Source organism: Flavobacterium magnum (assembly GCF_003055625.1).
Classification (GTDB): domain Bacteria; phylum Bacteroidota; class Bacteroidia; order Flavobacteriales; family Flavobacteriaceae; genus Flavobacterium; species Flavobacterium magnum.
The window spans coordinates 412,661-437,085 of the sequence record NZ_CP028811.1 but is presented as its reverse complement, the minus strand read 5'-3'; the positions used below and the strand labels follow the sequence as shown (position 1 = coordinate 437,085).

At 48.0% G+C, this 24,425-nt stretch carries 22 protein-coding genes and 2 tRNA genes; 9 read left to right on the top strand and 15 right to left on the bottom strand.

Annotation, left to right across the window (positions count from 1 at the left end; genetic code table 11):
• Positions 1 to 36 precede the first annotated feature (36 nt).
• Positions 37 to 567: an RNA methyltransferase gene (locus HYN48_RS01690; protein ID WP_108373270.1), complete on the bottom strand. Its 531-nt coding sequence runs from the start codon at positions 565 to 567 to the stop codon at positions 37 to 39.
• A 59-nt stretch (positions 568 to 626) separates the two neighbouring features.
• A complete protein-coding gene (locus HYN48_RS01685) occupies positions 627 to 1,133 on the bottom strand; it encodes a DUF1573 domain-containing protein (protein ID WP_108369484.1) in 507 nt (168 codons plus the stop codon).
• 160 nt (positions 1,134 to 1,293) lie between these two features.
• Here HYN48_RS01685 and mutS point away from each other — a divergent pair, with 160 nt between their 5' ends.
• From mutS to HYN48_RS01665, 4 genes are all read left to right on the top strand, one after another.
• The gene (mutS, locus tag HYN48_RS01680) at positions 1,294 to 3,900 is read left to right on the top strand and encodes a DNA mismatch repair protein MutS (RefSeq protein ID WP_108369483.1); all 2,607 of its coding nucleotides are present in this window, start codon (positions 1,294 to 1,296) and stop codon (positions 3,898 to 3,900) included.
• A gap of 138 nt (positions 3,901 to 4,038) precedes the next feature.
• A tRNA-Gly gene (locus tag HYN48_RS01675) sits at positions 4,039 to 4,111 on the top strand.
• A gap of 9 nt (positions 4,112 to 4,120) precedes the next feature.
• Positions 4,121 to 4,209 (top strand) — tRNA-Leu (locus tag HYN48_RS01670).
• A gap of 78 nt (positions 4,210 to 4,287) precedes the next feature.
• Complete coding sequence (locus tag HYN48_RS01665; RefSeq protein WP_108369482.1) at positions 4,288 to 4,632, top strand: YegP family protein; 345 nt, start codon at positions 4,288 to 4,290, stop codon at positions 4,630 to 4,632.
• A gap of 88 nt (positions 4,633 to 4,720) precedes the next feature.
• On the opposite strand, the gene HYN48_RS01660 is transcribed toward HYN48_RS01665, so the two are convergent.
• From HYN48_RS01660 to HYN48_RS01645, 4 genes are all read right to left on the bottom strand, one after another.
• A complete protein-coding gene (locus tag HYN48_RS01660) occupies positions 4,721 to 4,930 on the bottom strand; it encodes a hypothetical protein (RefSeq protein ID WP_108369481.1) in 210 nt (69 codons plus the stop codon).
• Positions 4,931 to 5,124: 194 nt separating this feature from the next.
• The gene (locus tag HYN48_RS01655) at positions 5,125 to 7,266 is read right to left on the bottom strand and encodes a S46 family peptidase (protein WP_108369480.1); all 2,142 of its coding nucleotides are present in this window, start codon (positions 7,264 to 7,266) and stop codon (positions 5,125 to 5,127) included.
• Between the two features lie 12 nt (positions 7,267 to 7,278).
• Positions 7,279 to 7,725 (bottom strand): GNAT family N-acetyltransferase, encoded by a 447-nt coding sequence (locus HYN48_RS01650; protein ID WP_108369479.1) that lies wholly within the window; start codon positions 7,723 to 7,725, stop codon positions 7,279 to 7,281.
• Positions 7,718 to 8,953 (bottom strand): 3-deoxy-D-manno-octulosonic acid transferase, encoded by a 1,236-nt coding sequence (locus tag HYN48_RS01645; protein ID WP_108369478.1) that lies wholly within the window; start codon positions 8,951 to 8,953, stop codon positions 7,718 to 7,720. The genes HYN48_RS01650 and HYN48_RS01645 overlap by 8 nt, the downstream gene beginning before the upstream one ends.
• 101 nt (positions 8,954 to 9,054) lie before the next feature.
• On the opposite strand from HYN48_RS01645, the gene HYN48_RS01640 reads away from it, so the two are divergent.
• From HYN48_RS01640 to galE, 3 genes are read left to right on the top strand one after another with little or no spacing between them, the layout of a single operon-like run.
• Positions 9,055 to 10,191, top strand: a complete 1,137-nt coding sequence (locus HYN48_RS01640) for a DegT/DnrJ/EryC1/StrS family aminotransferase (protein ID WP_108369477.1) — start codon at positions 9,055 to 9,057, stop codon at positions 10,189 to 10,191.
• The gene (locus tag HYN48_RS01635; protein WP_108369476.1) at positions 10,191 to 10,619 is read left to right on the top strand and encodes a hypothetical protein; all 429 of its coding nucleotides are present in this window, start codon (positions 10,191 to 10,193) and stop codon (positions 10,617 to 10,619) included. The genes HYN48_RS01640 and HYN48_RS01635 overlap by 1 nt, the downstream gene beginning before the upstream one ends.
• Positions 10,620 to 10,627: 8 nt before the next feature.
• Positions 10,628 to 11,647, top strand: coding sequence for a UDP-glucose 4-epimerase GalE (galE, locus tag HYN48_RS01630; RefSeq protein ID WP_108369475.1), 1,020 nt, complete (start codon positions 10,628 to 10,630; stop codon positions 11,645 to 11,647).
• Between the two features lie 71 nt (positions 11,648 to 11,718).
• Here the strand turns inward: galE and fabD are convergent, their stop codons facing one another.
• On the bottom strand, positions 11,719 to 12,594 hold the full coding sequence (fabD, locus tag HYN48_RS01625) for an ACP S-malonyltransferase (protein ID WP_108369474.1): 876 nt from the start codon (positions 12,592 to 12,594) through the stop codon (positions 11,719 to 11,721).
• Between the two features lie 123 nt (positions 12,595 to 12,717).
• Between fabD and HYN48_RS01620 the strand changes: the two genes are divergently transcribed.
• Positions 12,718 to 14,346 carry a hypothetical protein gene (locus tag HYN48_RS01620; RefSeq protein ID WP_108369473.1) on the top strand — a complete coding sequence of 543 codons (1,629 nt, stop codon included), beginning with the start codon at positions 12,718 to 12,720 and terminating at the stop codon, positions 14,344 to 14,346.
• Between the two features lie 87 nt (positions 14,347 to 14,433).
• Here HYN48_RS01620 and HYN48_RS01615 read toward each other — a convergent pair whose 3' ends face one another.
• From HYN48_RS01615 to HYN48_RS01600, 4 genes are all read right to left on the bottom strand, one after another.
• Positions 14,434 to 14,751, bottom strand: a complete 318-nt coding sequence (locus HYN48_RS01615) for a DUF6370 family protein (protein ID WP_108369472.1) — start codon at positions 14,749 to 14,751, stop codon at positions 14,434 to 14,436.
• Positions 14,752 to 14,756: 5 nt separating this feature from the next.
• Positions 14,757 to 15,923, bottom strand: coding sequence for a formate-dependent phosphoribosylglycinamide formyltransferase (purT, locus tag HYN48_RS01610; protein WP_108369471.1), 1,167 nt, complete (start codon positions 15,921 to 15,923; stop codon positions 14,757 to 14,759).
• 167 nt (positions 15,924 to 16,090) lie between these two features.
• A complete protein-coding gene (locus HYN48_RS01605) occupies positions 16,091 to 17,275 on the bottom strand; it encodes a pyridoxal phosphate-dependent aminotransferase (RefSeq protein WP_108373268.1) in 1,185 nt (394 codons plus the stop codon).
• A 22-nt stretch (positions 17,276 to 17,297) separates the two neighbouring features.
• Positions 17,298 to 18,392 (bottom strand): fatty acid desaturase family protein, encoded by a 1,095-nt coding sequence (locus HYN48_RS01600; protein WP_108369470.1) that lies wholly within the window; start codon positions 18,390 to 18,392, stop codon positions 17,298 to 17,300.
• Positions 18,393 to 18,538: 146 nt separating this feature from the next.
• Here HYN48_RS01600 and rsmG point away from each other — a divergent pair, with 146 nt between their 5' ends.
• Complete coding sequence (rsmG, locus tag HYN48_RS01595; RefSeq protein WP_108369469.1) at positions 18,539 to 19,168, top strand: 16S rRNA (guanine(527)-N(7))-methyltransferase RsmG; 630 nt, start codon at positions 18,539 to 18,541, stop codon at positions 19,166 to 19,168.
• A 182-nt stretch (positions 19,169 to 19,350) separates the two neighbouring features.
• Here the strand turns inward: rsmG and HYN48_RS01590 are convergent, their stop codons facing one another.
• The 4 genes from HYN48_RS01590 to HYN48_RS01575 form a co-directional block, all read right to left on the bottom strand.
• A complete protein-coding gene (locus HYN48_RS01590) occupies positions 19,351 to 20,334 on the bottom strand; it encodes a T9SS type A sorting domain-containing protein (RefSeq protein ID WP_108369468.1) in 984 nt (327 codons plus the stop codon).
• A gap of 211 nt (positions 20,335 to 20,545) precedes the next feature.
• On the bottom strand, positions 20,546 to 21,775 hold the full coding sequence (locus HYN48_RS01585) for a T9SS type A sorting domain-containing protein (RefSeq protein ID WP_108369467.1): 1,230 nt from the start codon (positions 21,773 to 21,775) through the stop codon (positions 20,546 to 20,548).
• Positions 21,776 to 21,899: 124 nt separating this feature from the next.
• Positions 21,900 to 23,528: an L-glutamate gamma-semialdehyde dehydrogenase gene (gene pruA / locus HYN48_RS01580; protein ID WP_108373266.1), complete on the bottom strand. Its 1,629-nt coding sequence runs from the start codon at positions 23,526 to 23,528 to the stop codon at positions 21,900 to 21,902.
• Positions 23,529 to 23,840: 312 nt separating this feature from the next.
• Positions 23,841 to 24,245, bottom strand: coding sequence for a tetratricopeptide repeat protein (locus HYN48_RS01575; protein ID WP_146171702.1), 405 nt, complete (start codon positions 24,243 to 24,245; stop codon positions 23,841 to 23,843).
• Positions 24,246 to 24,425 lie beyond the last annotated feature (180 nt).

Below are 24,425 nucleotides of genomic sequence, written 5' to 3'. Positions count from 1 at the left end.
GATAGGGCAGGCATTTTTTTGGAACCCGAAGGTACTTTAATTTTTTATTTTCTGGAATAAGTCCCAGACCACGATGCCCGCACTTACGGCGATGTTGAGCGAGTGCTTCGTGCCCAATTGCGGGATTTCGATGCTGCCATTGCACAAAGCGACAGCCTCCTGGCTCACGCCATAGACTTCGTTTCCGAACACCAGTGCAAGTTTTTGATGTGTTTTTGGATTAAAATTATCGAGCATTACAGAACCTTCAACCTGCTCAATGGCAAATACCGCGGTGCTTTCATCCTGCAATTTTGTGATCAGGTCTGTGACAGAGGCTTTGTGTTCCCAAGCGACCGTTTCCGTAGCACCCAGCGCGGTTTTATGGATTTCCTTATTCGGAGGGCAGGCGGTAATGCCGCACAGGTAGATTTTTTCCACCAGGAACGCATCGGCGGTGCGGAATACCGATCCGATATTATTCAGGGACCGTATGTCGTCGAGGACAATGATGATCGGGGTTTTTTCTGCCTGCTTAAAATCGGTTACGGATTTCCGGACCAATTCACTGTTTTCAAGTTTTCGCATACTCATATAAAAAAAGCTTCCGTATTACGGGAAGCTTTGATTTTGTATTTAAAAAGTAATTAGCTTTTTGTCGGTGTTTCTGCCGGAGTCGGATCAGCAAGCACAGTTCCTTTGATAGTCAATACTTTTGGTGTTTCAGAAGCATTAGACGTTACGGTCACGGTTTTAGTGAAAGGACCAACCCTGTCAGTCGCATATTTCACACCGATAACCGCTTTAGCCCCCGGAGCGATAGGCTCTTTTGGCCATGTTGGCACAGTACAACCACATGAACCTGCACAATTCGTGATCGTCAAAGGCTTGTTTCCTGTGTTGGTCAAAACGAATTCACGTTTTCCGTCAGCGTTGTGCTTGATGGTTCCGTAATCAATCGTCTCAGTTTCAAAAGTCATTCCGGCACCTTCCACAGCAGGCGTGGCAACTGTCATCGGAGCTACAGTCTTTTTCATTTCTGTTTTGGTGGTCGTTGTGGTTTTCTTGAGCGCTTTTTTACCCGTTTCCTGAGCAAAAGCACCATTTACCGCGAATAGGGCCATCGCAGAAAATAATATCAGATTTTTTTTCATCTTTTGTAAAAAATTAAATTAGCGAAACAAATGTATAAATTAAAATCACACTGACTAAACAATTTTTCTTAAATTAAATTTAAATTTTAACAACGCAAAATCAGCGCAATAGTTAAATTCGCACCACTATTTTCACCGACGGAACCTAAACACAAATGCATTGGCAACAAAAGAGAAAGCACCGAAGGAAACGCCTTTAATGAAGCAGTACAACGAGATCAAGCGCAAGTATCCTGATGCATGCCTGTTGTTCCGCGTAGGGGATTTTTATGAAACTTTCGGTGAGGATGCCATTCGTGCCTCAAAAATACTGGGTATCGTCCTGACCAAACGTGGTGCGGGATCAGAAACCGAAACCGCGTTGGCGGGCTTTCCGCACCATTCCCTGAACACCTACCTGCCAAAGCTGGTAAAGGCCGGTCTGCGCGTGGCCATCTGCGACCAGCTCGAGGATCCGAAAATGACGAAAACCATTGTGAAACGCGGTGTTACCGAACTCGTTACGCCAGGTGTTTCCATGAACGACGAAGTGTTGCATTCGAAATCCAATAATTTCCTCGCGGCGGTGTATTTCGGAAAAAAACAGTTGGGCATAGCGTTCCTCGATGTATCTACAGGTGAGTTCCTGACCGCGCAGGGCAATGCGGAATACATTGACAAGTTGCTTCAGAACTTCAATCCGAGCGAGGTGCTTGTGCCGAAACAAAATAAGGGTGATTTTAAAGAGGCCTTTGGTGAGGATTTCCATAATTTTTATCTCGAGGATTGGGTTTATAAAGAAGATTACGCGTTGCAAACCCTGACCCATCACTTCAAGACCGTTTCGTTAAAGGGCTTCGGGATTGAGGAATTGCCGGACGGCATCATTGCATCTGGCGCGGTCCTGTATTATCTGTCCGAAACACAGCACGACAAGGTGCAACACATCACGGCAATCCAGCGCATAGCTGAGGATGCATACGTCTGGATGGACCGATTCACAATCCGTAATCTTGAATTGTACCATAGTTACAACCCGAATGCCGTGACCCTGCTCGACGTCATCGACCGCACGCTCTCGCCCATGGGAAGCCGGCTGTTGAAGCGATGGCTTGCGCTTCCACTCAAGGATATCGGAAAGATCAGGAGTCGGCACGAAGTGGTTTCTTATCTGAAAGACAACCAGGATGTGCTCAAAAGCATACAGCATCAGGTCAAACAGATTTCAGACCTGGAACGGTTGATTTCGAAAATCGCCACCGGAAAAGTGACGCCGAGGGAAGTCATCTATCTGAAGGACTCTCTGGATGCCATCATCCCCGTCAAGGAATTGGCACTGGCAAGTCCGCTTGATGCGGTAAAAACCATCGGTGACAGCCTGCACAGTTGTGAGCTGCTTCGTGAAAAAATCGGGTATACGCTGAATCCCGATGCGCCCGTGGCCATTTCCAAAGGAAATGCGATCGCTTTTGGAATCAATCCGGAGTTGGATGAACTTCGCTTGATTTCGACTACGGGAAAGGAATTCCTGGAAGGCATCGAGAAGCGGGAATCAGAGGCTACAGGGATTTCATCACTTAAAATTTCTTTTAATAACGTTTTCGGTTACTATATAGAGGTGCGCAACACCCACAAGGATAAAGTGCCTTCGGCCTGGATACGCAAGCAAACACTGGTGAATGCCGAGCGTTACATCACTGAGGAACTTAAGGAATATGAAACCAAGATATTGGGTGCTGAGGAAAAAATCCACAAGCTGGAAGCGGAGTTGTTTGAGCAACTTGTCGGCTGGATTGCCAGTTACATCAAGCCGGTACAGCTCAATGCCAACCTTGTGGCGCAGCTTGACTGCCTGACTTCGTTTGCGCAGCTGGCTCTTGAAAATAATTATGTCTGCCCGGTTTTGGATGATTCCTATGACTTGGAAATCATTAATGGCAGGCATCCTGTGATTGAAAAGCAGCTGCCGATCGGTACACCTTACATAGCCAACGATGTTTTCCTCGACAGGGATTCCCAGCAGATCATCATGATTACCGGACCGAACATGTCGGGTAAGTCGGCCATTTTAAGGCAGACGGCATTAATCGTACTGCTTTCACAGATGGGGAGTTTTGTTCCCGCAGAAAGCGTCAGGATGGGCGTCGTGGATAAGATCTTCACGCGTGTCGGTGCTTCAGACAACATCTCGATGGGGGAGTCTACCTTTATGGTTGAGATGAACGAAACGGCATCCATCCTGAATAATATCTCCGATCGCAGCCTGGTTTTGCTCGATGAGATCGGACGCGGCACCAGTACATACGACGGGATTTCCATCGCGTGGGCCATCGCGGAATACCTGCATGAGCATCCGTCACAACCCAAGACACTTTTTGCTACCCATTACCATGAATTGAATGAAATGAGCGATATCCTTTCCAGGATACAGAATTATAACGTGTCAGTCAAGGAATTGAAGGATACGGTGTTGTTCGTGAGGAAGCTTGTCAAGGGCGGCAGCGCGCACAGCTTCGGAATTCATGTGGCGAAGATGGCAGGCATGCCGCAAACGGTCATCTTGAAGGCCCAGAAGCTTTTGAAGAAACTCGAAAAGGACCATTCGGGCGACGCGTTGAATGGGATCAAGTCAGCGAAAGACGAAATGCAGCTCAGCATCTTCAATCTCGACGATCCGCTGTTGGAAGAAATACGGGACGAGATACTCAATCTTGACATCAACACGCTGACCCCGGTGGAGGCATTAATGAAGCTTAATGAAATCCGCAGGATGCTTTCGAAAAAATAGTTTGTGATTTACGATTTGTATTTCAGCAGGTTATATATTGAGGTTGATTTTTTTGCAAAAAAGCCTTGTATAATTGAATTAATGTTTTAAATTTGCCCTCGCAATACAGCAGAAGTGTTGCGGTTCTTTTACATAATTGCGAAAATAGCTCAGTTGGTAGAGCGCGACCTTGCCAAGGTCGAGGTCGCGGGTTCGAGCCCCGTTTTTCGCTCTATATCCAGCTCGGATGGTGAAATTGGTAGACACGCTGGACTTAAAATCCAGTGAACAGCAATGTTCGTGCGGGTTCAAGTCCCGCTCTGAGTACCAAAAAAAAGAGGTGTCATTATAATTGGCACCTCTTTTTTTGTTTTATAAAATTGATGTTTAATATCTGTATGTAGTCGGATGGGTGCATTTGTGATCAGCAAACGATTTAATGGCGAATATAAATTTGCGTTTACCTCGCGAAAAGGCAAGACCATTTTCAGCAGTCCGGGCTACGAACTGCGTTTTGAGTGTGAGGAGGCGATTGAAAAGCTCAAGGCGAACCTAAACAGCGCAGTTTATACGAGGCATAAAGCAGCCGCAGGAAAATACTTTTTTAAACTCACCGTCGGCGAGACCCTGACGGTAACGAGCAGGAAATATTCTACAGAGTTGCGGTTGCAGAAGGGCATCGACGAAATCAATCAAAGCGCGGCGACGGCGGAAATACTGGATTTTTCTCAAAGCGACATCATTTTCGGTTAAGTCACCAGGCTTCGGTCATCCGGACCTGCAATCACACCATAAAAAAAGCCCCGCAATGCGAGGCTTTGATTTTTTCTTTAGATACTAATTACTTAGCTGGAGTTTCAGCTGGAGTAGCAGCAGCTTTAGTAGTGTCAACAACAGTTGTATCAACAGTAGTAGTTGTAGTTGTCTCAACAGCAGCTGGAGTTTCAACAGTAGTTGAATCTACAGTAGTCTCAGTTCCTTCAGCTTCTTTCTTGCAAGAAACAACAGACAATACAGCGATAGCAGCTAAACTTAAAAATACTTTTTTCATCTTACTTAATTATAAAAGGTTAATTATTAATTCGAGGCAAAGATATAAATTTTTTAATATGTAAAATTATTTTTCAATTTTTTTTTGAAAAAAATTCAATTTTTCAATGCTTTGGAAATCAGCACTCCCTTGCCAAACCGGGGGCTAAATGCTGGTGTGGTTTTCTGTGTGCTGCCCATTTGAAAGACAGACGGTTATCTTTTTTTCTTAGGGTGGACGAGTTTGAGTTCGTCAATGATGTTTTGGGCGCCCGCAAATTTGTCAATTATAAACAGTACATACCGGATATCTGTCATCACATTCCTACAGATGGCGGGGTCATAATAGATGTCACTCATCGTGCCTTCCCAGACGCGGTCAAAATTCAACCCAATCAGGTTCCCGCGTGCGTCGATCGCCGGACTGCCCGAATTTCCACCCGTCGTATGGCTGGTCCCTATGAAGCAAACCGGCATTTTCCCCGCTTCCCCGTACGGACCGTAATCCTTCTTATTATAGAGTTCGATCAGTTTGGGCGACACGTCAAATTCATAATCGCCGGGAATGTATTTTTCCATTACACCGTCAAGGTATGTTTTTGATTCGTAAACCGTCGCATCTTTGGCCTTATATCCTTTTACCTTTCCGTAGGTAACGCGTAGTGTGCTGTTTGCGTCAGGAAACATCCGTGGCCTCGTTTTCAATTCGAGCAATGCCTTGATGTAGGTACGCTGCAGGGCGGTGATCCTGAGATTGATTTCGTCGTATTTTGGTGCGACCTTATTCATATAGGTTTCAGCCATATTTTTGACCAACTGGTAGCCTTTGTCGGCATTCATGTTAGTGATGACCGTTTGGGTGTCTCCGGACAGCAGTTTCTTAATGGCATCGTAGTTTGTCAGGGCCGATGTGTTGTAAATGTCGGCGGTGAGTTTTTCAGTATCGATGCCTGACAACGCCGACGGCAGGAACGGAGTGGGGACTTTTCGAGCGTAAATCGAGATCAATTCGGAGAAAATCTTTTCGTCTACATTCTTGTTGTAGTCTTTGTAGAAATCGCCCAATCCGTTGGCAAGGGCATTTTTCCGATCGGTAAATGCCTGCTCCCCCTTGGTTTTCTGAAGTTGCTCCAACTGGTACAATTTGTAGCCGACGCTGAGCAATTCGGTGTTTCGCAATACCACTTCGTTAAAATAGTCCCGCGCCAGCGCATACGGCGCAATTTCCTTATAATTCGTTTCGAAGTCTGTAAGCAGGTTGCCGTATTCAGCCGTTTTTCCTTTTCTGATGACTTCCTCCCGGAAACGTTTTTCCTCATCTTTGCGCACCTGTACCGCACCTGACTTTTTAAGGCCCTGCGTTTCGCCGATCCATTTTTTCCAGTAATTGGCAATGCCGGCGTATTTTGAAGCATACTGGATCTTGATTGCAAGGTCTTTGCGCATAAACCCGTCTTCAATCTTCAGCGCTTTGTCACGCACTTCAATTTTCGCCGGGTTGAGCTCATTTACAATCTGCTCAATAGCCACTGCAGGCAGGTATTCTGTAGTGCGGCCGGGGAACCCCATAACCATGTTGAAATCGTTTTCCTGTACGCCATCCATGGAGATTGGCAGGAAATGCTTGGGCACGTAAGATACATTTTCTTTAGAATAGGCTGCCGGATGGTTGTTTTTGTCGGCATAAATCCGGAACAGCGAAAAATCGCCCGTATGTCTCGGCCAAACCCAGTTGTCGGTATCCGATCCAAATTTCCCGATTGAGGAAGGCGGCGCGCCGACGAGCCTGATGTCCTTGAAAGTTTCGGTAACGAAAAGCAGATACTGATTGCCCTCATAAAATGTCCGGATCTTATTTTCCTGCCAGCTTTCTTTTGGGAAACTGTTGGAAAGCGACGTCATATTTTCCTGGATCTTCTTCTGTTTTTCAGTCTCTGAGAGGTTCTCGGTGCCGGTCAGGATTTGTTTAGTAACGTCTTCAATCCTGACGATAAACATCACAACCATCCCTTCATTCGGGAGTTCGTCTTCCATTTTATAAGCCCAGAACCCGTCCGTCAGGTAATCGTGTTCGACAGAGGAATGCGACTGTATCGCATCAAAGCCGCAATGGTGGTTCGTAAGCAGCAGGCCTTTGGGCGAAATAACCTCTGAAGTGCAGCCGCCATCAAACTGCGGTACGGCATCCTTGAGGCTGGAATGGTTGACGTCATAAATGTCGGCCGCCGACATTTTCATGCCGAGGTTTTTCATCTCTTTTTCGTTCATGCCTTCGAGCAATGATGGGATCCACATACCACCCTGCTGGGCTTTGGCCTGGATTACGACAAACAATAGGATCAGTTTAAGGAATCTCATAAGTAATAGTGATTATTTGATTTTATATTGCATCAGTTGCCGATGGTGTGTCGAAAAACCGAATTTCAGGTACAGTTCCTGCGCTTTGGTATTGTGCTGTTCGACTTCGAGGTACAGCAATCGGAGTCCGAGTTTAGTCGCCTGCTCCTTTATAAATGTTACAGCGGCTTTCCCGATTCCGTTGCTGCGGAAACCGTCCTTTACAAACAGTTCGTCGATAAAGCCGATTTTCCCGCCGTATTCGAAACTGAAGGTGGTGGTCAGGATCACGTAACCCGCAACATTCGTGTCAGAATACACCATCCACGCCTTGCCGAGACTTTCGTCGGCGACAAAGGTTTCAAAAAGCGACGCGGATTTTTTAAGGTCAATAGGATAGCCGTCAATTGCATAGAAGTCGGACATCATCCCCAGGATGTCTCCGATGTTGTCTTTAGTCACAGGCACAAATTCACACATCGGAAATATTTTTCATGATCACCTCGGTCGCATTTTTATTCATCTGTACGAACGTGCTGCAGATGTGGCCTTTCTCAATCCGTTCGTCGTCATTCTGCACCAGCATGGACAAAGTCTGAACGAGTTCGGTTTTATTTTTAACCGAAAGACATCCGCCCAGTCCGACCAGCGCAACCGCTTCGGAAAATTTCGAGTAATTCGGCCCGATGACAATAGGGATGCCGAAGGTCGCCGGTTCCAGGATATTGTGAAGCCCTGCGGTCCCGAAGCCGCCGCCCACGTAGGCGATATCTGCATAGCTGTAAATTTTGGTAAGCAGGCCAATCGTATCGATTATGAAAATGTCAAAATCGGCGAGGTTTTTGCCTTCCTTTTCAGAAAACAACACGGCTTTTTTACGGAAGCTGTGTTTGAGTTCCTGCATCTGCTCGGGTTTGGTCGTGTGCGGCGCAATGATGTATTTGAGGTCAAATGCCGTGCTGTCGACAAAATCGCGGTACTGGCTTTCATCTTTGGGCCACGAGCTTCCGGCGACAAACGCCATTTTACCATCAAGGAAGGTTTCTATAAAATCGAGCGTATTGTTGCGTTCCAGGATTTTGGAAACCCTGTCAAAGCGGGTATCGCCACTGATTTTTACGTTTTCGAAGCCAATGTCGCGGAGCAGGTTTTTCGATCGGTCATTTTGTACGAAGAATCGTTCGAACGTCTGCAAAGCCTTTCTGTAAAAACCGCCGTACCATTTAAAAAATACCTGGTTTTCCCGGAAAATCCCGGAAATGAGATAGGTCGGGATCCGCCGTTGCTTTAATTGCCTGAGGTAATTCGGCCAGAATTCATATTTCACGAAAAACGCCATCTCCGGATGCACGGCGTCGAGGAAAGAAGTTACTTTGCCCGGCGTGTCTAAAGGCAGGTACACCGTCACATCGGCAATCGCATTGTTTTTCCTGACCTCGTAGCCGGATGGAGAGAAGAAAGTCACGACAATCCCGTGGTCCGGATATTTGTCCTTTATGGCCTCCATGACGGGAAGCCCCTGTTCAAACTCACCCAGGGAGGCAGTGTGGAACCAGATTGTCCTGTCCGATGGTCCGATTTTATTCCGGATTTCTCCCACAACGTTTCTCCTGCCGTTAACGAAAAGTCTCATCTTCGGACTGAACAAAGCCGCGGCTTTTACCAATTGCGAGGCCATCAGGACAATAAGGTTGTAAAGCAGGATCATCGCCGGAAATTTGTCGGGCTAAAATACGGCAGATAAAATTAATTTCATTGGTTGCCACCTATTAAATTCTTATTTTTGCCTGTTTTTAATACCAAAATCCGATGAAAAAAATCCAGATGGTTGACCTGAAAGGGCAGTATGAGCGCATAAAGGAAACCGTAAATGCTTCGATCCAGGAAGTACTTGATTCCAATACATATATTAACGGGCCGTTGGTCCATGAATTCCAGAAAAACCTGGAGCAATATCTGGATGTAAAGCATGTTATTCCGTGTGCGAACGGCACCGATGCGCTGCAGATTGCCATGATGGGCCTGGACCTGAAGCCGGGCGACGAGGTCATCACGGCTGATTTTACGTTTGCCGCTACGGTTGAAGTGATTGCCTTGCTCAGGCTGACGCCGGTTTTGGTCGACGTGGATATTGTCAACATGAACATTTCGATAGAGGCCATAAAAAAAGCCATTACCCCAAGAACTAAGGCTATCGTCCCGGTGCATCTCTTTGGCCGCGCAGCCAACATGGAAGCCATCATGGCCATCGCGAAGGAGCACAATCTCTATGTCATAGAAGATAACGCGCAGGCGATCGGCGCGTATTGCAAATTTTCCGATGGGACGCGCAAAAAAGCCGGTACCATCGGGCATGTAGCTTCGACCTCATTTTTTCCCTCAAAAAACCTGGGCTGCTATGGTGACGGCGGTGCCATCTTTACCAATGACGATGCACTGGCACACAGGCTTCGCGGTATAGTCAATCATGGGATGTATGAGCGTTATCACCATGATGTGGTGGGCGTGAACTCGCGCCTGGACAGCATCCAGGCAGGCGTCCTTAACGCCAAACTGCCATTCCTGGATGACTATGGCAGGGCGCGCCAGAATGCGGCCCGCAAATATACCGCGGCGTTTGCAGGGCATAAGAATATCATTGCCCCAACCATTTGCGACAATTGCGATTGCCATGTGTTTCACCAATACACACTGCGTATTGTCGATGCCAACCGCGATGGGCTGATGCAGCATCTGCTGGACAAGGGCATTCCTTGCGCGATTTATTACCCGATTGCACTGCACGCCCAGAAAGCCTACGCTGATGCACGTTATAACGAGAGCGATTTTCCGGTGACCAACCGTTTGGTAAAAGAAGTAATCTCATTGCCGATGCATACGGAACTCGACGACGAGCAGATCGCCTTCATCACGGGCAGCGTCCTCGAATTTTTAAATAGATCTTAATGGAAACCGGCAAGAAAAACCATAAAAGGCTTTTGTTTAGTGTGATTACGTTCGTGATTGCCTTCGGATTGGCTTTTTTCGTGACAACGAAACTAATGTCGGGCAATTCGGTAATGGCGCAGGCCAAGGCCGAAATAGAGAGCGTCAATAAGAAATGCCCGATGAAAATCGATGAGATGACCCGACTCGACAGCGTTACACTATCAGAAAAGACGGTCAACTACCACTACGTCATATTAAAGCTGAAGGACAGTCTGCCGCAGGACATGAGTCCGGCGATGACAGAAATCAAAGCCAAAGCGCAGGATAACCTCGATCAGAACCCGAAAATGGGGGTTATCAGGAACAACCAATTCAGCCTGAAGTATATTTATAAGGACAAGGTTGGCGAACCTTTATTCGATTTTACGCTGCAACCCAAAAAGTAATTTAAATTATGAAAATAGCCGTAACCGGAGGCCTTGGTTTCATCGGGTCACACACCGCGGTGGAACTTATTGGCAGGGGTTTTGAAGTCATTGTGATTGATAACCTGTCCAATGCTTCGGAGCAGGTCCTTGATGGCATTGAGGCCATCGCCGGCGTGAGGCCCATTTTCGAGAAAATCGATCTAAGGGAAAAGCAGGACGTTGTCGGCTTTTTCAAAAAATATCCGGACCTGAAGGGCGTCATTCACTTTGCCGCGTCGAAAGCCGTTGGCGAAAGCGTGCAGGATCCGTTGCTGTATTACGAGAACAACATCGGTGCACTGGTATACCTGTTGCAGCAGTTGCAGCAATTAGCGGAAGCGAATTTTATCTTCAGTTCGTCATGCACCGTTTACGGACAGGCCGTCACCATGCCCATTACTGAAGCCGCTCCGATACAGCCTGCAATGTCACCTTACGGAAATACAAAACAGGTGGGTGAGGAAATCATCCGGGATGTGGCGAATATCAGTAACATCAATGCCGTTTTACTGCGGTATTTCAATCCTATCGGAGCGCATGCCTCGGCAGAAATCGGGGAGTTGCCATTGGGCGTTCCCCAAAATTTGGTGCCTTTTATTACTCAGACCGCTGCGGGCCTGCGAAAGGAAGTTTCTGTTTATGGTGCGGATTATCCCACCAACGACGGGACTTGTGTGCGTGACTACATCCACGTGGTAGACGTGGCGAAAGCACATGTCATAGCTATGGAAAGGTTGCTGAACAAACAGAATGTAGCGAAGGTGGAAACCTTCAACCTCGGCACAGGGACCGGAAGTTCAGTATTGGAAGTCATCCACGCATTTGAAAAAGTCAGCGGTAAAAAACTGCCGTACAAATTGGTTGAGAGAAGGCCGGGCGACGTAATTGAAGCCTACGCCGATACGCGGAAGGCCAATGAAATCCTGGGTTGGGAAGCGGAGTTATCGCTTGAAGATGCGATGCGGGACGCATGGAACTGGGAGCGCAAAATCAGGACCATCGACTGAATATGGATAAATAAAAAAGCTATTGCAATGGCAATAGCTTTTTCTATGTACTGCTTGTTAAGCCTGGCGCATTAAATATTTTCTGTGGCGACTTCCCGGTCGATTTTACTGACCAATCCCGTCAAAACTTTTCCCGGACCAATTTCGGTAAATGAGGTTGCACCGTCTTTAATCATCTGCTGTACGGATTGCGTCCATTTAACCGGGGCAGTGAGTTGGATAATCAGGTTTTTCTTTATTTCCGATGGATCGGAAACTGCGGATGCCGTTACGTTCTGGTACACGGGACAGATTGGGGTAGAGAATGCGGTTGCTTCAATCGCGGCAGCGAGTTCTTCCCGGGCCGGTTCCATCATCGGCGAGTGAAACGCACCGCCAACGGGCAATATCAAAGCCCTTTTGGCGCCGGCAGCCTTCATCGCTTCACACGCTTTTTCAACCGCCGTGGTTTCACCGGAAATCACCAGTTGGCCGGGGCAATTGTAATTCGCCGCCACAACTACACCGTCTATCGACGCGCAGACGTCTTCCACAATCTTATCGTCCAAGCCCAAAACGGCCGCCATGGTCGACGGGGTAATTTCGCAGGCTTTCTGCATTGCAGCTGCCCGTTGTGACACGAGTTTCAGCGCGTCTTCAAAGGTCAGCGTACCATTGGCTACCAAAGCTGAAAATTCACCAAGCGAATGCCCGGCCACCATATCTGGCTGGAAATCCCCGCCCAATGTTTTCGCCAATATGACCGAATGCAAGAAGACTGCCGGCTGGGTGACATTGGTCTGTTTCAGTTCTTCCGCCGTTCCTTCAAACATGATGTCCGTGATACGGAATCCAAGGATGTCATTGGCTTTTTCGAACAGCGATTTGGCCAATTCGGAAGTTTCATATAAATCTTTACCCATGCCGGTGAATTGCGCACCCTGTCCTGGAAATACGTATGCTTTCATTTTTTTTGGTTTAAGTTCATCTGTTGGCGCAAAAATAAGTATTTTTTGCTACTTTAGGACGGCTCGCGTGTCGTAACAATTTCCTGTTCGCGCGACTAATCGCCAAAACCAAAACAAAACACCATGAAAAGATTTTTATCCCCGTTGTTGTTCCTGTTCATCATTTTCCTGTTCCTGTATTTCGGCCATCCGGTACTGAACTATGGTTTCATACAACTGCCGTTGATGCTGCTGTTGCTCGTGCTGGCAGGGATGCTGCTTTTTACGAAGGTGGGACTGAGCGAAGACCGCAAGAAATTCAGGTTTATTTCAAAACCGAACCGGGTTTTCGGATGGGTTTTACTGGCTATCCTGGCCTACATGACCATTGTACCGCTCGTTACAACCGCCCCGATATTCCATACTGACGCATACCGCAATATGATCGGGAAAGTGGAGAGCGGGCAGAAAATATCAAACCACATTGCACCGATTTCGATAGATGAGATCCGGGTGGTCGATGAGCCGCTGGCTTACCTGCTCGGCGAGAAAATTCTCGGCTCTCAGCCGGCGCTTGGCAGCCAGGTAGAGATTGGCGATTTCACTATTCAGAAAGTGAATCACGATTTGTATTGGGTAGCGCCGCTGCTTCACACCGGTTTTTTCAAATGGTTCAGCAATTCCGAGGGTACGCCGGGCTACGTGATGGTCTCCGCAACGAATGAGCGTGATGTGAAACTCGTGGAAAAGGTCGACGGCAAACCAATCCGCATCAAATACCAGCCGGCTGCGTTCTTCGGCTCGCAAATCGAAAGGCATCTGTATTTCAACGGATACATGTCCGTAGGCCTCGAGGACTTTAATTTCGAGATTGACGACTCCGGGCGTCCGTTCTGGGTCGTCACAACTTATAAAAAGAAAATCGGTTTTGCAGGAAACGACGCCACCGGTGTAGTGGTCGTCGATGCCGAAACCGGCGCGATGAATGCTTACGGGATTGACGAGACACCGGCGTGGGTAGACCGCGTGCAGCCGATTTCGTTCATACAGGACCAACTTTCAGATTGGGGTGATTATGTGCATGGCTACTGGAACTGGTCGAATCGTGACAAGCTGATGATTACCGAAGGGCTGACGTTGGTGTATGGACAGAATAACCGTTCTTACTGGTATACGGGCATCAGTTCGGTTGGTAAGGAAGAATCGGCTGTAGGATTCGTACTTGTGGATACACGCACAAAGGAGACCACCATCTACGGACAAAGCGGTGCCACCGAGTTCGCGGCCCAAAGTTCCGCCGAGGGCAAAGTGCAGGAAAAAGGATACCGCGCGTCGCTGCCCATTCCTTACAACATCAACAACATCCCCACATACGTCATGACGCTGAAGGATGAAGGCGGACTGGTCAAAATGTATGCAATGGTTTCAATCAGTGATTATACGATCGTAGGTGTTGGCAACAGCATGCGCGAAGCTTTGTCGGCCTATAAAAGCGTCTACAACATGGCCGGAAATAAGATTAACCCGGGCAGCCAGGACAACCGCAAAACGTTGAAAACCGTGGTATCCAGAATCCAAAGCGATGTGAAGAATGGCAACAGTTTTTACTATTTTACGGTCAAGGATTATCCGAATATTTTCGTAGGTTCCTCACAATTGTCAAATGAGTTGCCCGTCACTGCGGCCGGGGACAGCATTTACATTTCTTTTGATGTCGACAATGAAAAGATCATCGATGTGACCACTTTTGAAAACCGAAATTTGAAGAAGTAGGTTTCCCTAAAGGATTCGCTCACAATAGCGCATAAAAAAACCGGGACGTGGCGTTCCGGTTTTTTATTTTAGCAAATAATCCTGCTATTATCCTTTTTTCTTGGCAGGCAGCAGTTCGATGGAGGTTGCCTTGAATCGGTCCCCTACGATTTCCCCGGATACCTTTGCTTCGCGAATCGCATTGCACATTCCGTCATCGGCATGCGCATCGCCATGTTTGTCGAGCTTGTCGCCATCCACGAAATAGGTCTTTTTGTCCATGCGGATGGCCATGTCGCAGCCTTTGCCTTTCATGTGGAATTGGCATTCGCCACATGATACCTCGACGACCTTGTCTTTTATTTTTTCCTGTGCGCTAACTGCAAAAGACACGAACGCAAATGCGATAAAAAATACTTTTTTCATAATATTTAAGAATTTACGGTAATTAATTTAGCTGCCGACTTCGCCTTTTCGACCACTGCTTCCACGTCGGTTTCCAAAGTGTCATGGGTCAACACCACGCCCATTCGGCGGTATGGCCTTGAAGTCGGTTTGCCGAAGATACGAAAATCTGTTTTAGAAAGGCCCGCCACGTTTTCAATTCCAGTGAAAGTCGGATGATCGCTGTTGTCCGATGCGAGGATCACGGCGCTTGCGCCAACTTTCTCCAGTTTTATTTCAAAAATCGGAAGGCTTAAGATCGCCCTCAGATGCAACTCGAATTCATTGAAATTTTGTGTTCCGGCTAAGGTGACCATGCCCGTATCATGCGGTCTCGGCGACAATTCCGAAAAATACACGCCATCATCAGCCAGGAAGAATTCTACCCCGAACAGTCCGGCGCCGCCCAAAGCTTCGGTGACTTTCTCAGCCATATCCTGCGCCTCATACAAATCCTTGTCCGAAATCCTTGCCGGTTGCCAGCTTTCCTGGTAATCCCCGCGCTCCTGACGGTGGCCGATCGGGGCGCAGAATAGGGTAGGGCCGTTATTTTGGGTGACGGTCAGCAACGTGATTTCAGAATTGAATTTTACAAATGCTTCCACAATCACTTCCACCACATCACCACGCGAACCTTCAACAGCATAATTCCACGCTTTGTCAATATCCGATTCCGTTTTAATGGTAGACTGCCCTTTGCCGGACGATGACATGAGCGGCTTTACCACACAGGGAATTCCGATTTCTGCGACCGCTTTTCGCAATTCCTCGGCGGTGGTGGCATAACGGAAATTCGCGGTTTTCAGTCCCAGTTCTTTCGCCGCCAGGTCGCGTATCGCTTTTCGGTTCATCGTAAAATTTGCCGCCTTAGCCGAGGGGACGACGGTAATGCCCTGCTTTTCATAATCGTAAAAGCGTTCGGTTCTGATGGCCTCTATTTCCGGGACGATAAAGTCCGGTTGGTGTTTGGCGACAATCGCATCAAGCGCGTTGCCGTCGAGCATGTTGATGACTTCGAATCCGTGTGCGACCTGCATGGCCGGGGCGTTTTCATAACTGTCGACCGCGATGACCGTCTGGCCGATACGTTGTGCGGCGATGACGAATTCCTTGCCAAGTTCGCCGGAGCCGAGGAGTAGTATTTTTTTGTTCATAGGTTCAGGTTAGGAACGTTTGCGTTAGGGATTGAGGCGATATCCTTTTTGGATTGAACTGTAGCGTAGCGGAAGGTAAATCCAAAAAGATAAAGCCGAAAGCCCGGCCCGCAGGGCAACGCCCAAATAATTATCAAATAAAAAGCCCCGAAAATCCGGGGCGTATGTTATGCTAGTGCTTCTTTGATCCTTTTCATTGCTTCGGACAGCAGTTCTTCGCTGGTAGCGTAAGAGATTCGGATGCAATCCGGATTGCCGAAAGCGTCGCCCGTGACGGTCGCGACGTTGGCTTCAGCAAGCAGATACATCGAGAAGTCGTCGGCGTTTTTGATTTTAGTGCCTTTTAATGTTTTTCCGAAGAAGGAAGACACGTCAGGGAATACATAGAATGCGCCTTCAGGGACATTCAATTTTAAGCCGGGGATTTCACGTATAAGTCCGACAACCAGGTCGCGCCTGCTGTGGAAAGCCTTTACCATATCCTTCAAAACGGACGGATCAGCGTCAACGGCAGTGATGGTCGCGCGTTGTGCAATACTGTTGGCGCCGCTGGTTACCTGCCCCTGCATTTTGGTACAGGCTTTGGCGATGATTTCGGGTGCGCCGATATAACCGATTCTCCAGCCGGTCATCGCGAATGCTTTCGCTACGCCATTCACGGTAATCGTTCTTTCGAACATGCCGGGAATGCTGGCGATGCTGCAGAAGGTTCCGGAGAAATTGATGTGTTCGTATATTTCGTCGGAAACGACGTAAATCTGTGGATGGTTTTCCAATACTTTTGACAAGGCAGTCAACTCTTCCCGGTTGTACACCGAGCCGCTGGGATTGCAGGGCGAACTGTACCAGATCATTTTTGTTTTTGGCGTAATGGCTTTTTCGAGTTGCTCCGGTGTAATCTTGAAATCGCTGTCAACGGACGTTGGGACTTCAACAGGCACACCGCCTGCAATCTTAATGATTTCGTAATAACTCACCCAGTATGGCGCCGGAAGGATTACTTCGTCGCCTTCGTTGATCATGACCTGCGCAATATTGAACAGGGATTGCTTGGCGCCGGTAGAAACGACAATATTTCCCGGCTTGTAATCCAAATCATTGTCGCGCTTGAATTTACGGCAGATGGCTTCTTTCAATTCAAGATAACCGTCAACGGGAGAATAGGTACTGTAGTTTTCATCAATCGCTTTTTTGGCTGCTTCCTTGATGAAGTCCGGCGTGTTAAAATCGGGTTCACCAAGACTTAAACTGATGATATCCTTACCCTGCGATTTCAACTCCCGGGCCAGCGCCGCCATGGCGAGCGTCTGCGAGGTTGATAGTTTGTTGATCCGGTCCGATAATGGGTTCATTGTGCTTGTTTCGGTTTGCATATCAGGCCAATTGAGGGTTTTGCCCCAGTTCCTTGAGGTGTTTGAAGTGTGCCGCAACCGCGCTCCTCATGGTCTTGAATTCGTAGTAAGGCAGGTTGAATTCGTGTGCGGTCTCTTTCACGATTTTCGCAATCTTGTCATAGTGGACATGACTGATGTTCGGGAAAATGTGATGCTCGATCTGGTGGTTGAGTCCGCCCGTGAAATAATTCACAAGCCAGTTCCTCGGTGCAAAATTCGCGGTAGTGAACAGTTGGTGGATGGCCCAGGTATTTTCAATTTCGCCGTATTCGTTAGGCTCAGGATTTGCGGTTTCCTCGACCACGTGTGCCAATTGGAATACGATGCTGAGAATCACACCGGCGGTGTAGTGCATGACAAGGAACCCGAGGATCACTTTCCACCACGTAATCCCCAAAACCATTGGGATAACAAGCCAGATTGAAAAATAAATGATTTTGGTGATGATCAGGGTCGTCCATTGCACGACAGGGTTCGGGAACTTACCATACGACAGTTTTCTTTTCATGTAACGGCGCATCTGCTGGAAATCAGTGGTGATGGCCCAGTTGAATGTCAGCAAGCCGTATAGGAAAACCGAGTAATAATGCTGGAACCTGTGGAACCTGCGCCATTGTGCCTGCGATGTGAAACGCATGACGCGCCCCGCTTCGAGGTCCTCATCGTGCCCGTGGATGTTCGTATAGGTATGGTGTAACACGTTGTGCTGTACCTGCCAGTTGTATACGTTGCCGGCAAGGATGTAAATGCTGCCGCCCATGAATTTGTTCACCCATGATTTTCCTGAGTAAGAACCGTGGTTGCCATCGTGCATCACATTCATGCCCACACCGGCCATACCCACGCCAATCACGACAGACAGCAGCAGCATCACCCAGAAAGGCATGTCCAGGGTCAGGATCAGGAAGTAAGGCGTCAGGAAAATGCTGAACATTACAATCGCTTTGAGGTGCAGTTTCCAGTTGCCGGTTTTTTGGAGGTTGTTTTCTTTGAAGTAGTTGTTTACGCGGGAATTAAGTGTCCTGAAGAACTTCAGGCTGTCCTGTTTCGAGAACGTAGGAATGGTGGTATTCATATTATTTTTTAATGTAAAAAAATTGTTTCCAAAGGTAAATATTATTAAACAGCTAAACGCCGAATTCCCTGAAAAATTTCAATACTAAAATGATTACTTTTGTGGCGCAGCGCCACGCCCTTTTTTGCGTAGCCAATTTCTTTACAATGGACGAAATCCTAAAATATTTCCCGGAACTTACTGATATCCAGATCAACCGGTTCACACAGCTCGAAGGCCTGTATCACGACTGGAATGCCAAAATAAACGTGATCTCGCGCAAGGATATCGACCAGCTGTACACCAAGCACGTCCTGCATTCGCTGGCCATTGCGAAGGTCCAGCGGTTTGAACCGGGCACTTATGTACTCGACGTTGGTACAGGCGGCGGCTTCCCGGGCATCCCGCTGGCCATACTTTTTCCCGACACACGCTTCTACCTGATCGATGTCATCCTCAAAAAGATCAATGTCGTGAAAGCCGTCGCTGAGGCATTGGAACTGAAAAATGTCAAGGCAGAGCAAATCCGTGCGGAGAACGTCAATGGCGATTTCGACTTCATCGTCAGCCGCGCCGTGACAAACATGCCCGATTTTGTATCCTGGATTAAAGATAAGATCAAAAAGCAGCAGAAACACGAACTTAAAAATGGGATACTCTACCTCAAAGGTGGCGATCTGACAGAGGAATTAAAAGATTTCCCGAAAGCTGCCCAATACAATATTTCCGATTTTTTTACAGACGAATTCTTTGAAACGAAGAAGGTGGTGCATTTGCCGCTGAAGTTTAAGTCCTGAAGGTATTTGGCGCGACCCTCCGGGTCGGGCTGTACGCTGTATCTTTTTTAACCCTGCGGAGTTAAAAAAGGATGCCGCTGCCATCCCTCGCGCGGCGCCGTCCAAAAGAAAATCCCAAATCCCAATCGTCTGATCGTTGGGATTTGGGATTTTTTTCCATGTACTGCCGCGGCAGCCGGGTATTATTTTTTAACCACTTTTTTCGTTGATGCGCCCGCATCCGTAGTGATTTCCGCAAAATACATGCCTTGCTGCAACTGCGATACATTGACGTTATCTGTAGCTGAGGAAGCGACCATCCTGCCGTTTACATCGAAAAGGCGCAGCGAGCGTACGGTCTCGTTCCCCGTCGCATGCAGCACGTCGTGCACCGGATTCGGGAACAATTGTACCGTACTTTCATTTGGCGCATCCACACCCAGTGCCGAGCTCATGATCTCCATCCTAGTCCTGGTCTGGTTGATATTCAGCACGGGCACAACCATTGTGGTTGTAGCGGTGCGGAATACCGGTGAGTTGCTTCCGGTTTCAAAGTAACTGAGGCTGTCGATCGTTACCGTGCCCACGGTGCCCAATCCGGGATAAACCAGTGAGATGTTTTGCTGTGTCCGTAAGCGCACTACGCTGATCGCATCCGGACCCGGATCTAGCGTGAGTTCGCCGTAGGCGTCAACGGAGGTAGTCAATGTGCCGGTAAATGTGCCGCTGTAAGTAGTGTAGCTGTAAGTTCCCGCAATAGCATCGGTATTGGTATAACCGAAAGCCAGCGGATAAGTGCCTACAAACGCATTGTCCGTCACATAATTGAACACCAATCCGTCGCCTGCTACGCCGGTTATCGAAATCGCGCCTGCCACTTCTTTGGAAAAAACCTTGCTCGTCGTCGGACTGCCATTGTCTGTGCCTGATGTTGTTGTGGTCGTCGTGGTCCCGGGATAAGTCACTGTTTCAGGCGTAGTGGGCGCATTCACCGCGTCCGTCACCGTGCCAGTTTGTGTAAGCCCGCTGAAATTCCACACCTGGCCTGCGCCTGCCGTCTGGTCTAACGGCGCCGCTGCAGAAAACAGCGTGTAAGCCGTATTATTGTCTCCGTAGTAACTCACCACGCTCTGGGCAGAGGCGGCAAGGGTAAATAAGGAAAATAAGGAAAGTAAAGTTGTTTTCATATGATTGTTTTAAGATGAATCGAATGTACGAAAAAAGCGCGTATTGCATCCGCCTTTTTATTATCCAATGTGCCGGGAATAGGCTGGTGCCATTTTCATCGAGAATTCGCAGGACTTGTCTGCATCAGGATTCAGGTTTAACAACAGTTTAAAAGCGGATTGATAGCTATTAGACTGATATGGCGTAACGTCCGAAGGTAAGTTACATGCCTTAATTGACAACAATTTTTTCCATATGTTTTGCGCCTGAACCGGTTACCGTGAGCAGGTACATGCCTTTTGAGAAAGACTGCACATTGATTGTCGCCGTTTGCCGGTGGTGGTAATCGCCTGAAAAAATCCTCTTGCCTGAAACATCGGTGATTTCAATCGAAAACGCTGCGCCGGATTGATCCGGAACCGATACCGTCAGGTTTGCCGACGCCGGATTGGGGTATACGGCAACCGAATCTTTGGTAAGCGAAGTTTGGCCGAGCATCACGCCGGTACTGTTTTTATAAATCGCGCCGCCGGTTCCCACAATGAAACCCGTTGTATCGTTTGCAAAATGAATGTCGCTGAAGGCGATGCCGTCCCCACCTCCGAGGCCGCAATTTTTAACATCCTCGTAATTGGTGTTGGTCATTTCGCCTTTCACCACACAATGGGTTGCGCAGCCGCAAAGGGTTTCGATATTTTCAACGCCCCACACGGCATGTTCATTCAGCGAAAAAAGTCGGGTAAAAAACAGCGCTGAGCTGCCCAGGCTTTCCAGGGTCGTGCCGCCATCCGAAGTTTTGAAGAAACCGCTGCCCGCTGCGTTCAGGAACCCCGTATTTTCATCGAGGAAAAAGAATGAGTCGATGCCCGGATTAGCAACCTGTGTCCATGAGCTGCCACCGTCAGCCGTTTTGTAAAGGATGCCGCCGCTTTCGGCATACCCCATATACGCATTGAGGAACTGGACGGAATCTACAGATTCGGTTAACCCTGCCTGCAACGCCGTAAAAGTACTGCCGCCGTCGGCTGATTTCTTAATCGTGCCGTTGTCGCCCGAAATGTAGAAGGTGGTTTCATCCAATACGGAAAGTCCGTAAAAGTCTGCCGTCTCACCGGTGTCCATAGCAGTCCATGTTTCGCCTGCGTCGGTGGTTTTGAGTAAAGTCCCTGAAGCCCCGATGGCAAATCCGGCAAGGCCATTGGCAAATTGCACTTTTTGAAGATCACTGCTGTTTACCGGGGTTTTCTGGTTCCAGTTCATCCCGCCATCTGTCGTTTTTAAAATCGTGCCGTTGGCCCCGACGACCACGACCGCATTCTCACTGATGCAGCAGACACCTTTTAAATCGGAATTGACACCTGAATTTTGTGCCGTCCATTGGGAAAACGCCGGCAGTGCCATCAAAATCATCAAAACGGGAACCAGCTGTTTTTTTATCTGAGGAAGGTAAAATTTCGCCATAAGCAATAAATTGGTTTGCGGTTATTAATGCAGCCTAATGTACGAAAATTTCTATAAACCCACTGGTTTTCAGGTATAAAAAAACCAGTCCGAAGACTGGTCATATGTAGTAAAGCTAAACGACTTATTCGCCTAAGAACGGGTAACGGTAATCCTCAGGGGTCACGAAGGTTTCCTTGATGGTACGCGGAGAGGCCCAGCGCAGCAGGTTTAGTGCTGATCCTGCCTTATCATTTGTCCCTGATGCCCTGGCACCACCGAAAGGTTGCATACCCACCACTGCACCGGTTGGTTTGTCGTTGATATAAAAGTTTCCTGCGGCATTTTTGAGCGCCTCGGTTGCTTCTGCAATCGCGTAACGGTCCTGGCTGAACACAGCGCCGGTCAACGCATAGGGCGACGTCTCGTCAACAAGTCGGAGTGTCTCGCTCCACTGTTTGTCATCGTACACATAAATGGTCATCACAGGCCCGAACAATTCGGTTTCCATCGTAGCATAGTGTGGATTGGTGGTCACGATCACCGTTGGCTCGATAAAATATCCGACTGATTTATCATAGTTTCCGCCCACAATGATTTCCGCATCGGAATCCTTCTTGGCCTGATCGATGTATGAAGCCAGTTTGTCGAAGGAACCTTCGTGGATTACGGCGGTAATGAAATTCGAAAAATCGGCCGGCGAGCCCATCTTCATCGATTTCACATCGGCAATCAGTTGTTCTTTCACCGCTGGCCAAAGACTTTGCGGGATGTAGCCTCTCGATGCCGCTGAACATTTCTGCCCCTGAAACTCGAACGCGCCACGCACAATACCCGTAACGACCTGCTTCACATTGGCAGAAGGGTGTGCAATCACGAAATCCTTGCCTCCGGTTTCCCCGACAATCCTTGGGTAGGTTTTGTATTTATCGATATTGTTTCCGATATTTTTCCAGATGTCCTTGAACACATGTGTAGATCCTGTAAAATGGATGCCTGCAAAATCAGCGTGTTCGAAAATCCTGTTACTGATCATCGCTGCATCACCGAACACGACATTAATCACGCCATCAGGGACACCGGCTTCCCTGAAGACATCGATAATCACTTTGGCCGAAAATACCTGGCTGTCGCTCGGTTTCCACACCACCACATTCCCCATCATGGCCGCACTCGCCGGCAGGTTCGCTGCGATCGCCGTAAAGTTGAATGGCGTAATGGCATACACGAATCCTTCCAGTGGTCGGTACTCCAGACGGTTCCACATATCCGAGTTCGATTTCGGCTGGTCGTTGTAAATCTGCGTCATGAACTCGACGTTGAAACGCAAAAAGTCAATCAGCTCGCAGGCGGCATCAATTTCAGCCTGGAAAATCGTTTTGGACTGTGCGATCATAGTGGCTGCGTTGATCTTCGCACGGTAAGGCCCGGCAATCAATTCGGCAGCTTTCAGGAAAATCGCCGCGCGCTGCTCCCATGCCAGGTCCGCCCAGGCATTTTTTGCAGCCAGGGCACTTTCAATGGCCATGTCCACATGCTTTTTCTCAGCAAGGTGGTAGGTTCCCACGACGTGTTTGTGGTCGTGCGGCGCCGACATGTTTTTCGTATTTCCGGTCCTGATCTCGTCGCTGCCGATATACAAAGGCACATCGATTTGCGCATTCCACATCGTATTGTAAGCCGCAAGCACAGCCTCTTTTTCCGGACTTCCCGGCCTGTATGCCTTAACGGGTTCGTTGACCGCCTTAGGCACATGAAAAAAACCTTTTAACATAAGTGTATTTTTAAGTATTACCTGTAATGACCGCGCCATCCGCCGATAGTAAAGCCTGGCCCGGTGAACTGTTGTTTGTGGTGCAAAGATAGAGAATCGCGACTGATTTCAGATCATGGTTTTGCACGCGAAAAAGAGATCCTTTTAGCTTTTGCTGTTTCGGCGGGATGCGCCTGAATCCCGGGAGTCCGTTCAGGCTGTGCAGATTGAAAGACGGTATGCCTTTCAGTGTAATGCGCCATTTGATGGCGCTGGCGTTTCACACCCTTGTGTGTAGAAGAATATAAAATGTGTTTCGGTTACGGAGTACGGTTATAAATCGCTGCAGAAGATTTTCACGTTGGTCCAATCGGTTTCGTAGCCCAGCGATTTGGCTTTTCTGAACGACTCGCAATCGGATTTGCCCAGAAGTGAATTGGTAATGGCTTTGTAGTAATAGGCTTCGGGAACATGACCTTTGTCGATTTCAATGATTGTTAAAAAATCGAGATTGGATTTACTGTAATTTCCCATCGCCAAAAAAAGCACGCCCCGCTGACTAAGAAAATCTGACTTTTTATCGAGATCCATAGCCTCATCGATTTGCCTGGTCACGTCGTTGAGAAGCATTTCCAGCTTATCCCTGTTGATTGTCCCGCCATCAATTTCTACAGCTAAAGAATCTTTCTGAGAATAGGCGCTGATGCCGAATAACACGAATAGTAATACAGTTTTCATGATATGGGTTTTGATTCGGACAATGTAATGATTTGAATCGGAATGCCAATAGGTAAAAATACGTGATTTGGCATCAAAATGAACGGTCCGCTTAATTTTAAATGACGCGGACAACGTCACGCGCAACAAACGTTAAACTTCTAATAAAAAGTGGCGCATTTCCCAATCTGACTTCGTAAA